This is a genomic window from Lentzea chajnantorensis (genome assembly GCF_054300775.1).
This window is the reverse complement of sequence record NZ_JBSDZT010000002.1, coordinates 5,443,863-5,456,575: the sequence shown is the minus strand read 5'-3', so window position 1 is coordinate 5,456,575 and position 12,713 is coordinate 5,443,863. Positions and strand designations below refer to the sequence as shown.

At 67.8% G+C, this 12,713-nt stretch carries 9 protein-coding genes; 1 reads left to right on the top strand and 8 read right to left on the bottom strand.

Annotation, left to right across the window (positions count from 1 at the left end; genetic code table 11):
* From ACVDFE_RS26995 to ACVDFE_RS26965, 7 genes are all read right to left on the bottom strand, one after another.
* Complete coding sequence (locus ACVDFE_RS26995; RefSeq protein ID WP_360383519.1) at positions 1-252, bottom strand: acyl carrier protein; 252 nt, start codon at positions 250-252, stop codon at positions 1-3.
* Positions 253-340: 88 nt separating this feature from the next.
* Positions 341-3,439, bottom strand: a complete 3,099-nt coding sequence (locus ACVDFE_RS26990; RefSeq protein WP_458432334.1) for an AMP-binding protein — start codon at positions 3,437-3,439, stop codon at positions 341-343.
* 16 nt (positions 3,440-3,455) lie between these two features.
* Positions 3,456-3,677 carry a phosphopantetheine-binding protein gene (locus ACVDFE_RS26985; protein ID WP_360383513.1) on the bottom strand — a complete coding sequence of 74 codons (222 nt, stop codon included), beginning with the start codon at positions 3,675-3,677 and terminating at the stop codon, positions 3,456-3,458.
* Between the two features lie 29 nt (positions 3,678-3,706).
* Complete coding sequence (locus ACVDFE_RS26980; RefSeq protein WP_458432333.1) at positions 3,707-4,750, bottom strand: hypothetical protein; 1,044 nt, start codon at positions 4,748-4,750, stop codon at positions 3,707-3,709.
* Positions 4,747-5,436, bottom strand: a complete 690-nt coding sequence (locus ACVDFE_RS26975; RefSeq protein ID WP_458432332.1) for an O-methyltransferase — start codon at positions 5,434-5,436, stop codon at positions 4,747-4,749. Before ACVDFE_RS26975 ends, ACVDFE_RS26980 begins: the two co-directional genes overlap by 4 nt.
* A 66-nt stretch (positions 5,437-5,502) precedes the next feature.
* The gene (locus tag ACVDFE_RS26970; RefSeq protein ID WP_458432331.1) at positions 5,503-6,222 is read right to left on the bottom strand and encodes an O-methyltransferase; all 720 of its coding nucleotides are present in this window, start codon (positions 6,220-6,222) and stop codon (positions 5,503-5,505) included.
* Positions 6,223-6,367: 145 nt separating this feature from the next.
* Positions 6,368-7,642, bottom strand: a complete 1,275-nt coding sequence (locus tag ACVDFE_RS26965; RefSeq protein ID WP_360383501.1) for an MFS transporter — start codon at positions 7,640-7,642, stop codon at positions 6,368-6,370.
* A 222-nt stretch (positions 7,643-7,864) separates the two neighbouring features.
* Here ACVDFE_RS26965 and ACVDFE_RS26960 point away from each other — a divergent pair, with 222 nt between their 5' ends.
* A complete protein-coding gene (locus tag ACVDFE_RS26960; RefSeq protein WP_458432330.1) occupies positions 7,865-9,637 on the top strand; it encodes a condensation domain-containing protein in 1,773 nt (590 codons plus the stop codon).
* Here the strand turns inward: ACVDFE_RS26960 and ACVDFE_RS26955 are convergent.
* Complete coding sequence (locus ACVDFE_RS26955) at positions 9,598-12,666, bottom strand: BTAD domain-containing putative transcriptional regulator (protein ID WP_458432329.1); 3,069 nt, start codon at positions 12,664-12,666, stop codon at positions 9,598-9,600. The genes ACVDFE_RS26960 and ACVDFE_RS26955 overlap by 40 nt on opposite strands.
* Positions 12,667-12,713 lie beyond the last annotated feature (47 nt).

Sequence of the window (12,713 nt, the reverse complement as noted above, 5' to 3'; positions counted from 1 at the left end):
TCAGCGTCTCCTCGCTTCGATGACGCAGCGCGTGATGGTGGCCAGCCGCGGTTCCTCGAAGACCTCGAGCAGCGGCAGCGTGACCTCGCACGTGGCTTCGACTGATCGCACCAGCCGGATGAAGGTGAACGAGTCGGCACCGCTTTCGAAGAGGTTGTCGTGTGGTGCCAGCGTCTTCGCGGAGGCCGGCGCGACGTCGCGCCAGCAGGCCTCGACCTCTTCCAGCACCTTCGGGTAGTCGATCGCCCTCATCGATCCGCCTCGTCCCGAGCACCGGCGGCGGGGGAGAGGAAGAGCCCGGCTTGCGGGTGCTCGATCTCCCGGCGTTCACCGGGCCGAATCACGACGTCGGCCATCGCCGAGCCTCCTCGTTGAGAACTGCTGTGGTCATGGCGGTGAGAGCGGCGTCGGCCTCGGCACGCACAGCACGTGCCAGTCCACCGTCGGAGCGGCCCGTGATGACGCAGGTGATGTCCTCGGCCAGAGCGCCGGTCCGGAAGTAGCACGCGAGGGCGTGGCGCGGGGGCGAGCCGACGGGCGGCGTGGCCGAGCTCGTCACGCCGTCGATCTCGACGGCCGGCGCGGGTACCTGGTCCTCCAGAACGACGACGACGTCGCCGACGGGTGCCCACGCCTGTCCCGGCCGTACGCTGCCGAACCCCGGCACCAGCGCCGCGAAGTCGACGGCTGCCAGCAGGTCGCGGTTGACCGCGTCGACGACGCGGGTGACGCCCTGGCAGGAGGCGTCGACCAGCAGGGGCACGTCGACCGCGTAGTTGCCGATCGAGCGCACCTGGTCCGGCGTCCGCGTCGAGACCGGCGTCTCGACGACGACCTGGTCCCGGTCCAGCACCCGGCCGACCGCGGTGGCGATCACCGTGATGAGAACGGCCGCCCGGCTCACCGACAGCTCGTCCGCGAGTTCCCTGACCGGCTGCGTCGGCAGTCGCCACTGGACGCTCGACGTTCCCGCGGCGGCATCGTTCGGGCGAAGCCGCTCGTCGTACGGCTGCGCCGCCACCTCACGCCTGACGGTGGACCAGTGCCCGGCCGCGGCCTGGAGGAGACGGGCATCCGGTCTCGCGGGGGGCAGCACGCACTGCGAGGACAGCGATGTCCGGTGTTCCGGTGTGCCGAGGCGGTGCTGCAACTCCGCCACCAGCAGACCCATGCTCACTCCGTCGCACACCAGGTGGTGGGCGATCAGGTGGACGCCCACCGGTGCGGGCTCCGTGCGCGAGCGGACCAGCACGGCCCTGACCAGCTGATCCGCCCCGACGTCGAACGGCTGGTAGACGATGCCGTCCACCTCCGGCTGGGGAAAGGTGTCAGCGGATGCGGAGATCTGGAGCACGTCGACCCGCGCGACGCCTGCCGCGCGCACGACCCGTCGTGGGCGGTCGCGGCCGGGGACGTACTGGACCCTCAGCTGGGCCACGTCCTCCAGCAAGGCCGACAGCGCGTGCCGGAGGCGCTGCTCGGTGACGGCCGCACGTGTGGTGAACCCCCCGACGACGTTCAGCGCACCGTCGCCGGGAAAGAGCTGACTCCACACCCAGATCGGCCGTTCGGTGGAGGTCAGCTCGTCATCGGGGGCCAGGAGGGGAGCGGTCGGCGCGGAGCGCGGAGCCTGACGACGGGTGCGGTCCACCACACCGGCGATCCCGGCGACCGTGGGGTGGGCCAGGTAGTCGCGGATCGTCAGCCTGACTCCCAGCTCGCGCTCCAGGTGGGCGCTCAGCTCGAGTGCCAGGAGGGAGTGCCCGCCGCTGGCGAAGAAGTCGGTCGAGGGTGTCGCGGGCACGCGGGGCAGTACCCGCTCGAACGCCTCGGCGACCGCCTTCACCGTCGTCTCGTCCGCCGTCACCTCCGCCTGTCCGTCGCCGGGGCCGGTCACCTCCAGAGACCGGTAGTCGACCTTCCCCGAGTGCAGGCGCGGCAGCTGCGGGCAGATCATCACCCGGTCGGGAACGAGGCGGACCTCCATCGTCTCGGCGATCTGCGTCAGGACCGCGTCACGGTCGAGGCTGCCGTCGGAGGGCACGACCCAGACGTGGATCAGCACCTGGCCGTCCGCCTCGTCGGCTCGAGCGGCCGCCTGCCCCACGGCGGGGAGCGCGTGGAGCACCGCCTCCACCTGGTCGAGGTTGATCCGCACACCGCGTCGTTTCACGGTCCGGTCACGCCGTCCCGACAACCGCAGACGACCGCGGTCGTCCAGATGGCCGAGATCCCCCGTCCGGAAGAGCGGGACGCCGCGAGGTGACGGAAAGGCGACGAGCGAGCCGGCCTCTTCCGACCCGTATCCGCGACACAGGTACGGAGACTCCACCACGATCTCGCCGGGGTGTCGGGCCGAGGAGCCGGTGTGGTCGTCCAACGGCTCGATGGACAGCGTCCGTCCCGCGATCGCGGCACCGACCGGGATGTCGCCCGAGTCGGCGTCCTCCGCCGTGACCTGGTGCCAGGTCAGCAGAATGCACTCCGAAGGGCCGTACTCGTTGTGCAGCCTGACCGTGGTCCCGCTGAGCTCCGCGGCGTCGAAGACCTGCCGTGCCACTCGCGGGTCCAACCGCTCGCCGGCGCACATCACCTCCGTCAGGGACGGCGGCCACGACGCCTCGGGCCGCACCGCGGCGGACGCCACCCGCCTCAGGATCGACGGCGTGGTCTCGAAGTGGGTGATGCGTTCCTCGCTCAGCCACCGCAGCACCGCGTCCCCGTCACCGCGGATGGACATCGGCGCGACAACGCCCACCGCACCACTGGCCAGGGCCGGGATCAGCTCGCAGTAGTGGGCGTCGTAGGTGGGGGCCGCCCACACCGCCAGGCGGTGGCCGGGCGCGAGGCCGTACCTGGCGATGAACTCCACGCAGTACTGCTCGATCGCCGCCCGGCTCATCTCGATCAGCTTCGGTTCCGCCGTCGTGCCGGAAGTCCGGACGCAGTACGCGGCCGCCCGAGGTGTCCGCATCGCCATGCGTTCGCTGTGTTCGAGCACGGCGTGGTCGTCCCATTGCCGGGCGAGCTCACTCAGGTCCCGCCCGGTGACGGTGACCGGTTCGTTCGTCGGGTTCGCGGGTGTGGTGCGGGCGGATGAGCCGGTCAGGAGGACCACGTCGGCGCCGAACTGGTCGATGAGCTGCCGCCGCACGGCGTCGCTTTCCTGCTCGTCGACGACCATGAAGGTCCGCCCCGTCCAGAAGCACGCCGCGATCAACGCGCTGACCTCGATCGACGCCGCGCCGACGATGGCGACCCGTTCCGCGTGCCGTTGACCGAAGAACTCATCGCACGTGCAGGCGAGGGCACCGAGATCGGCGTAGGACAGGACGGTTCCGGTGCTGTCCACCAAAGCCGTCTCGGCCGCTCCACGACGGACGCGGTCTGCCAAGACCGTCGCCAGGGCTGCCCGTCCGTCCGCACCAGAGCTGATCATGATCGCTTCTCCCCGGTCACGCGGCGGCGTCCGTCATCGTCAGCACGAACTCGTTCATGCTGGCCGCGGACAGGAGGTCGTCCAGGGAAACGTCGTATCCGGCCTCTCGCAGTCCTCCCAGCAAGGAAAGAATCCCCAGCGAGTCGAGACCGAGACCGAACACGTCCACGGCCATGTCCGTCAGCTCGCGACCGGTCACCACGCGGAACTCCTGTTCAAGAACTTTGCGTGCCTGCATCGTCAGCCTCCTTTGTCGCATGCCCGGGGTCAGCGTGCTCTGCGGTCCAGTGCGTCCGTCACCGTGCTGATCTGTCGCTCGATGATTTCGGGATAGTCGGCCATCAGCCGTCTTAGTGCCGAATGGTCTTTCTCGTGCTTCGCGCCGAACATCGCCACGGGCAGAGCGGAATAGAAACGGAGGACCGTGCTGTACCGCTCGGCGACGTGGCGTTGCCACAAGTCATCGCCGAGCAACGCGCGCAACCGCTCGGACATCAGTCTGCTGTGCTCGAACAGCGCCCGCGGGGCGTGCAGATCGAGCCCCGGGTCATCGGGCGGCGTGCCCAAGAGCTCGTCCCGGTACGCCTCCAACGCCGCCACGCCGTACAGGCGGTCGTCTGGCATGACCAGGCCCTGCGCGGCCCGGCCAGGGTTCCCGGAAGCGAGGAAGAGCTCGAGTTCGGCGATCACGAACTGCGGATCGAACCGGTAGGACGCCAGCGGGTCGAACTTGAAGAGGATGAACGCTCGCGACCACGGGTGGTCCGCGTTCGCACAGGACTCGTAGGCGGCGTCGAGCTCTGTCCAGGAAATCTGGGTCGTGTCGAACCGAATCGCCTCGTCGTAACCCAGTAGGTGCGCGATCTCCGCATCACTGTCTGATCCGTGGACGAGAACGTCGTGATGACGAGCACTTCGCCCGTGCGCCGGTCGCCGCGGAACGAAGAACTCGTCGACGAACGCGTACACGTACCAACCGTCGAGGAGCTGTGCGTGCACGAACTGCGCGAAGCTGCGGCCGATCCACCGCTGCATCCACTCACGGTCGGCTCTGATCGTGCGCAGGTGCGGATTGGCTGCGAAATCGCAGGAGTAGAAGCACAGCGATGGGGACTCCATCGGGTGTTCGTCGTAGGCCAGGTGTATGAAGTTCGAGAGAATCCAGTCACGGTTCTCGGGGACATGCGCCTCGACGATGGAGACCGGGTACGCATACGGCTGGTACGCCCGGATGCTGGGGTTCGTCGTCACCGGCAAAATCGCGCGTTGACGCCGTACACCCTCGACGTGGTCGGCCGCTGCGCTGCTCACCGGTATTGCCCAACCGCCCACGCGCGCTCGGCCGGTCCCTCGACTCGGCTGACGGCGACCGAGTCGGACATGTACTCGAGCGGGGTGACGACGTCGTTGCGGACCGCCTCGTCCCACGCGGTCGTCGGGCCGATTCCCCACTTGAACCAAGGGGTCAGGTCGTCGACCACGATCGTGGCGCCCGGTTTGGCCAGCCGGCGGGCGTTCGCGATGTCCGCCTTCGCGCACGGGTAGTCGTGGCCCCCGTCGATGAAGACGAGGTCGAAACCCTCCGAGGACGGGGGCATCTGGAAGGCCGGGACCGTCTGCGTGGAGTCGCCGTAGACGAGCTGGTGGCGATCCGGGTAACGGGAGTCGATGAACTCCTTCGCCGATTTGACGGTGGCCTCGGTGTTGATTTCGAAGGAGGTGACCTTCGCCTGGGGGGAGCTTTCGAGGAAGGCGATGCTCGAATAGCCGATGTTGAAACCCACCTCGGCTATGGAGGTGGCCTTCCGGGCTCTCGCCAGGTACATGAGGTACAGGACCTGGGCCAAGCAGCTGATTCCGTCGTCCAGTGCGTTTCCCGGCCCCTGTGCGCACTGGAAGACTTCCTCCATGAGCGCGTTGATGCGTGCTCGGTCGCTGGCTCCCGAATCGGGAAAAAGGGCGGACTTGAGTCCTGCTGAAGGCATCGACATGTCCATGTGGCAATGTTGTCTTTCTCGATCTTTTGCTGTCAACACTTCGGCTTCGACGTGCCGGGTGTGCGCTTACCGGAATTGTCCGACTGCCCACGCACGTGCGATCGGCCCGCGAATCCGGCTGACGGCGACCGCGTTGGACACGTGCTCGAGCGGGGTGACGACGTCGTCTTGGACCGCCTCGTCCCACGCGGTCGTCGGGCCGATTCCCCACTTGAACCAGGGGGTCATGCTGTTGACCACGATCGTCGCGCCCGGCTTGGCCAGCCGGCGGGCGTTCGCGATGTCCGCCTTCACCGACGGGTACTCGTGGGCGCCGTCGATGAAGACGAGGTCGAAACCATCTGATGTCGGGGGAGCTTGGAAGGCCGGTACCGTCTGCGTGGAGTCTCCGTAGATCAGCTGGTGGCGATCTGGGTAACGGGAGTCGATGAACTCCTTCGCCGACTTGGCCGGTGTCTCGTCGTGAATTTCGAAGGACGTGACCTGTGCGGCGGGTGAGCTCTCCAGGAAGGCGATGCTCGAAAAGCCGATGCTGAAACCTATCTCGGCTATGCGGGTGGCCTTCCGGGCTCTCGCCAGGTACATCAGGTACAGGAGCTGGGACAGGTTGCTGACCCGGTCGTCCAAGGTGTTCGGGGGGTCTTCTGCGCGTCGGAATACGTCTTCCATGAGCGACCGGATGCGGGATTGATCGCTGACTCCGGAATCGGAGAACAAGGCGGACTTGAGTCCTGCCGCAGGAATCGACATATCCATGGCGCAATGCTGTCCGCCGAAATCCGCCACTGTCAACGCCGTGGTGCGAGGTGCGGAACGTCGCGGTGAGTTTGTTGTCCTGCTGGCAGGACCGCGAACCGCGGTACCCGGGTGACGGGTTGCCGATCGAGCCCGCGGCCGCCTGCCGGCACGTGCGCCGGCAGGCAGAGGCTGGTCACATCACGGAGGTGGCCTGTGCCGACTGGTCGGTGCCGGTCGGCTGCCGGCGTTCGGCGAGCAGTGCCGCGATGGCGATCAGGCCTATCAGCGCGATGGAGGCTCCCACGCCGATGACCCACCGCGGGCCGAACCACTCCGCCAGCACGCCGCTCGCGAGCATGGCGACGAGCGACACCCCGGCGTAGATGGCCCCGGTCGTGCCCACGATCCGGCCGCGCAGCGAGAGCGGCGTGCTGAGCAGCAGCCAGGTCTGCCCGCCCACCCACGAGATGGTGAAGGGAAGGCCGGAGACGACGAAGACGATCAACGCCAGCGGGAGCGACGGCCAGATCATCAGCACCACGATCGCGGCGTTGGAGACGGCGGCGCCGAGCAGGACGGGAAGGCGGTACCCCAGCCGGCGGACCACCGTGCCGATCATCGGGCCCGCGATCAGGGCCGAGACCGCGAACAAGCTGTTGACCAGGCCCATCTGCCCGGAGGTGGCACCGATCACGCCCAGCATGAGCACGGGGAACAGGGAGGACAGCGGCGCCTCCCTGATCGCGTCGAGGACTTGCAGGAGCACCAGGCCCCGGACGCGACGGCTGCGCCGGACGATCGCCAGGTACCCGTCGCCGTCGCCTTCCGTGCTTCCCGTGCCTTCCTCCGGCGCGTCGCCGGCGGTCGGCGTCTTCCGCCCTGATCCCCGCAGGAGCAGGCTGAGCAGTGTGGACAGCAGCATCAGCGCCGTCACCCCGATGACCGTCCAGCGGAAGCCGGCCCATCCCATCGTGAACCCGCCGAGTGCGGGCCCCACCAGCCTGGTGGCGTTGGAGGCGAACGAGTTCAGGCCGTTGGCCTCGACCAGGTCCTCGGCGGTGACGTAGTCGGCGATGAGGACCTGCTCGGCCGGAATGTAGAGCTGCTGGATGGCAGCCTGGGCGAACACCGCGCAGAGGAGGCCGATCGGCGAGTCGGCGACCGCGAAGACGGTCAGCAGTACCAGCACCCGCAGGAAGAGCGCGATCCGCATGATCCGCAGGGGTGTGCCCCAGCGATCTGTGACCGTCCCGGCCAGGTGCCCGAAGGCCACCCCGGCCACGGTCGGGGTGGCCGCGAGCAAGGCCGTCCAGATCGGCGAGCCGGTGAGTTGGTAGAGGTGGACGCTCAAGGCGATGCCCACGCCCGCTCCCACCAACGACGAGACCAGGTTGACGACCAGCAACATCCCGAACTGGGGATTCCTCATCAGGAACCCGAGCGGTTCGACCCCCTTGTTGACGGGCACTGGGCCGCTCCTCTCGGAAGGGTGGCCACATCAGCCATACGCGAAGACGTAATCGTGCCCTGGGCATGACGTCAAGGTATGTCTCTCCTTTGTTGACCACGGCAGACGCCTGCGCTAGAACTGGTTGAACCAGATGGCAAAACCATCAATTCTTGCACTTCGTGAACGCGCCTGGGAAGTGATATGTCAGCCGTCAAACTCACCCTGCGATCGTCGGTGCCCGTGCATTTCTCCGCCGAGACCACCCGGCAGGGGCCGCTGACCACAGGCCAGATCAACATTCTGAAGTGGATCAAAGATTTCGAGTCGCGAGAGGGCCAGCCGTACCCTGTCGTGACGTGTGCGGTCAGCTTGAGTGAGACGGCGAGCGTGGAAGACGTCACCGACGGTCTTGCGCTCCTGATCGCCCGCCATGAGGTGCTGCGGACGTCCTTCGTCACCGGACCGCCGCCATGTCAGCGCGTCTCCTCCGCCGGCACGGTGATGGTCGACATCTGTTCGCTGGACGACGACCGAGCCGACCAGTCTGACGTCGAGGCCGAGCTCGCCGAGCACTTGGCGAGCACAACTCCGCACCGGCCCGCGGGGGAGCGGCTGGCCGGCCACCAGCTGCGAGTCGCCCTGGCCACCAGCGCTGACGTGGTGCGGGCGGTCCTCGTCGAGTTCTCGCACATGGCGGTGGACAGGGCCGGCGCGCAGATCCTCCAGCGTGAGCTGGCTGAACTCATCAGCGATCCCGCGGCCCGGGTCGTGGGACCGCCTCGCCATCATCCGCTGGACCAGGCGGAACTCGAACGCTCCGAGCGTGAACGCGCGAAACGTCGCAGAACGCTGGAGTACTGGAGCGGCAAGCTCGCCGTGATGCCCTCACCTCTCTACCTGACGCCTTCCGCGCGGCCCGAACTCGCGCAGGCGAACGCTGACGACACGGTGGGCGTCTCCATGTCGTCACCGGCCGCCGCACTGGCCGCGCGGAGCGTGAGCGCACGCACGCGAACCAGCCGGTCCAGTGTTCTGCTTGCCGCGGTGTGCGCCGTGCTTTCCGTGCGCACCGGCTATCGCGAGATAGTGTTCCCGGTGATGCCCTCGAACCGTTTTGAGCGCCACCTCTACGACTACGTCGGCACGCTCGCCCAAACAGGAATCGCCGCCATCGACGTCGGCTTCGCGAGCTTCGACCAAGTGGTGAGAAACGCGTGGGGTGGCATGCTGAAGGGGTGCATGCACGGCGTTTACGATGCCTATGAGCTCGCAGAGATCGGCGATGGGATAGCGCACGAACGCGGTGTTTTCTTCTGCTTCGACGCCATCTACAACTGCAGTGTCGTCGAAAGCGGTGTGGCTGTGGAGGAACGTCCGCCGTCACCGGAGCACCTGACCGCCTTGCTGAGCCGGACCCGGCTGCGTCACCACCCCATGCCATTCCGCCTGGCGACACCCGTCCGGTTCGACGTCTCCAAGTTGGACGACGAGGTGGAGCTGTGTGGCTGGAGTTCCGACCTCGGCCGGGTGCCGGTGGAACACCTGACGTCGTTGCTGCAGGCAGTCGAGCGTCTCCTGGTGGCGGCATCCGGTGGCGACCTCGATCACGAGGGCATCGTCGACGCCCTTCGGCTGGAGCCGGTCCGCCGGGACTCGACCTGGGTCAAGACCGATGTCCAGTGGGTCGACCTGGCTGAGGTCCAGCGACTCCTCGATGACGCGTTCGCGCCGGCCGGGGCGCGTATTTTCGCGCAGGTGGCCGATGAACCGCTGGTGGCGTACGTCGAGGCCGCTGACTCCGTCCGGACGCCGGAGCAAGCTCACGCGCGGTGCATGGCCGTGCTACCGGCACACCCGTCAGCGACGACGCCGCGCCGTTACGTCGTCTGCGCGGCGGTTCCGGCCGGCGTCGACAACCCCGTCGGCTGGCCGGCGATCAGCGCGGGGTCCGGGAGGAGCGGGCTGCCGGACGCTCAAAGCCAGTCCCACGAGGCGCCGCTGCACAGTCGATAGCCGCCCTGAAGGTCCGGCGCGATGCCGGAGCCGTACCGCTGGGTGATGTCAAAGGCCTCGCCACGGGCTGCCTCCGCGGCCCGTGGATGTCCCAGACCCGTCTCCACGTGGGCCTTGAACTCGAGGAACCTGGCACGGAGCACCGGAGCCGGACCGGTCTCACCGAAGGTCGTCAGCGCTTCGCCGATCAGGGAGGCGGCGCGGTCCCAGTCCCCGACGACAACGCAGAACTCGACGAATGACAGCAGGACCCGTGCACTGTCGAGACCGCCGGCCGTGCCACGCGACAGCGTGAGCGCGGCAGACAGGGCGGCCTGCGCGGACTCGTGGTGCCCACGGCGAGTCATGAGTGAGCCGAGAGCGGCCGACGCGTGCGCCTCGCCCACCGTGTCACCGCATTCCCGCGCCCGTGCCAGCACCCTGACGAACGACTCCTCGGCGTCCCGCCAGTTCCCCGTGCGGAGGTGGAAGGTGCCGAGCCGGTGCTCGACCCGTGCGGCTGTGCGCGGCGCCTGCGTGGTGCTCTTGGCAACCGCCTGGTCGAGGAACAGCCTGGCGTCGTCCCAGAGTCCCCTGTCCATGTGGATCTGCGCCATGTCGCCCAGCACGTCGACCTCACCCACCTGGTCACCGGCAGACCGGTGGTCGGCCAGAGCCCGCCGGTAGCCCAGCAGCGCCCGGTCGAACCGACCGGCCATTCGGTCAGCGAACGCGAGCGCACCGAGAGCCCGTGCTCGGCCGGGCACATCGCCGAGTCCCTCGTAGAGGCGGAGGGCGGACTCCAAAGTGGACGTCGCGTCCTTCACGCCGCCGTTGAGGGTCATCATCCCCAGCGAGTACAGCAACGCGGCCTCACCGCGCTCGTTGCCGGTCCGTCTGACGGCGTCGAGCGCTGTCTCGTGCGTGTACAGCCAGTCCTCGACCCGGTGATCGGACTCGAACAGCGCGACCAGGGCGACAGCCAGCCCCCAGCACACCTCGTCCAGCCCGAGATGAGCTGCTTGCGACACGGCGAGAACCAGTGCCGCGCTCTCCAGCCGGAGCCAGCCGAGCGGATCCACCAGGAGTTGATCGCGCACACCCGCCGGCAGCGTCCACGACCGCGCGGCACAGCGTGGCCCGTCACTGCCGTGGACGCGGCGGTGAGCGTCGACGGCCAGAGAGAGCCAGCAGTGCGACAGCCGGGACAGTGCGGCACGGCGCTCGCTCGGCACCTCGTCCACGGCCAGCCGCTCCAGGGAGAAGATGCGCACCAGGGCGTGCAGCCGGAACCGGTATCGGCCCGTGTCGTCCGCCTTCACCTCGACGAGGCGAGCCGCGGCGAGCTCGTCGAGGAGGTCGGCCGCGGAATCACCGTCGGCATCGAGCAACGGAGCGCACACCCAGGACGCGAAGTCCACCGGGCCGAGGAGCCCGAGCCTGGTGAACAGCTGCCGCGCACCCCGGCTGAGGCCGCTGCAGGAGGAAGCGATCGTCGCCCGGACGCTCATGTCGCCGAGGGTCAGCTCGTCAAGTCGCCGGGTTTCGTCCTTCAGACGGGAGACCATCTGCCTGATGCTCCAGTGCGGCCACTTCACGAGCTTGGCGGCCACGATCCGGACGGCAAGTGGCAGGCACTCGCACAGCCTGACCAGTTCGAGTGCCATGTCGGACTCGGCGGCCACGCGCTCGGGGCGGACCATCTTGCCGAGCAGTTCGACGCAGGCCGCCTCATCCAGGTTCTCGACGTGAACGTGCACGGCGCCGGGCAGGCTGGTGAGGGGGTAGCGACTCGTGACGATCACACAGCAGTTGGCGTTTCCCGGCATCAGCGTCGTGACGATGGCCGCGCTGTCGGCGTCGTCGAGCAGGAGCAGGACCTTGCGGTCGCCGAGCCAACTGCGGTAGACGGCCTTCCGGTGTTCGAGGTCCTCAGGAAGTGCCGCGGGGTGGAAGCCGAGTGAGCCGAGCAGCTTGGCCAGCACGTCCAGCGGGTCGCTGCGATGGCCGTCGCCGCCGGGGAGCTGAACGAAGATCGCGCCTTCGTCGTACAGGTGGTGGACGGCGTGCGCCACGTGAAGGGCCAGGGTCGTCTTGCCGACGCCTCCGTTGCCGTTGAGGCACACGACAGGCATGTATCGCCTGCCTTCCGCGGAACCCGATCCGGAAAGCTTCGCGACGATGGCGTCGACCACTTCCTCCCGGCCGGTGAAGTCGGCGACAGTCGGCGGGAGCTGCCGGGGGACGATGGCGTGAAAGTTGCCGGTGGTTTTCGGTCCAGAAGCAGTCCGGGGTGTGACCGACAGCGGATCGACCCGTCTCAGGAAGGACTTGTGCAGCCTGTGCAGCCGGTCGGATGGCTCCAGTCCGAGTTCTTCCCTGAGGGTGTCCCTGATTTCTTGGAACGACTCAAGGGCGTCCGCTTGCCGGTCAGACCGGTGCAGGGCGACCATGTGAAGCGCTCTCAGTGACTCGCGCAGCGGGTGAGCCCGGACGAGCTCACTCAACTCGGCGACGAGCTCGTGATGCCTGTCGAGTTCGAACTCCAGCTCGATGCACTCCTCGGTGGTCCTGATCTGTTCTTCTTCAAGCCGGATCGCCATTGTTCTGACCACCGCGCTCTCGACGTCCGCGGCCACCGCCGGGCCGCGCCAGAGCGCGAGCGCGGCACGCAGCTCAGCTGCCGCGTCCCTGATCTTCCCGGCGGCAGCCAGTTCTCGGCCGGAACTGACCATCCGGCGGAACGCGGTGGAGTCGAGCGAACCGGCGGGAAGATGGATCGTGTAGCCCATCAGGCTGGTGGCGATCGCATGGTCGTCACCGAATTTTCGCAGCTCACGCCGCAAAGCGGAGATGCAGGTGTGGATCTGTCCCTTGGCGGTGACGGGTGGATCCTCTCCCCATATCCCCTCGGTGATCCGGTCGAGCGATACGAGGCTTCCTTCCTGCATGAGGAGCATCGCCAACACGGTTCGCTGGCGGCCGTTCGGAAACTGCAAAGAAATTTGGCCGAGGGAGACGTCGAGCGAACCGAGGATCCTGAAATGCATGACACGAAGCCATTTCGACGTGATGGACGCGAGGTGGAGGGTCCGCG

What these genes read in the sequence shown, in the direction of transcription:
- ACVDFE_RS26995 (WP_360383519.1), bottom strand. Translation starts at nt 252, where the DNA reads ATGAGGGCGATCGACTACCCGAAGGTGCTGGAAGAGGTCGAGGCCTGC.
- ACVDFE_RS26990 (WP_458432334.1), bottom strand. Translation starts at nt 3,439, where the DNA reads ATGATCAGCTCTGGTGCGGACGGACGGGCAGCCCTGGCGACGGTCTTG.
- ACVDFE_RS26985 (WP_360383513.1), bottom strand. Translation starts at nt 3,677, where the DNA reads ATGCAGGCACGCAAAGTTCTTGAACAGGAGTTCCGCGTGGTGACCGGT.
- ACVDFE_RS26975 (WP_458432332.1), bottom strand. Translation starts at nt 5,436, where the DNA reads ATGGACATGTCGATGCCTTCAGCAGGACTCAAGTCCGCCCTTTTTCCC.
- ACVDFE_RS26955 (WP_458432329.1), bottom strand. Translation starts at nt 12,666, where the DNA reads ATGCATTTCAGGATCCTCGGTTCGCTCGACGTCTCCCTCGGCCAAATT.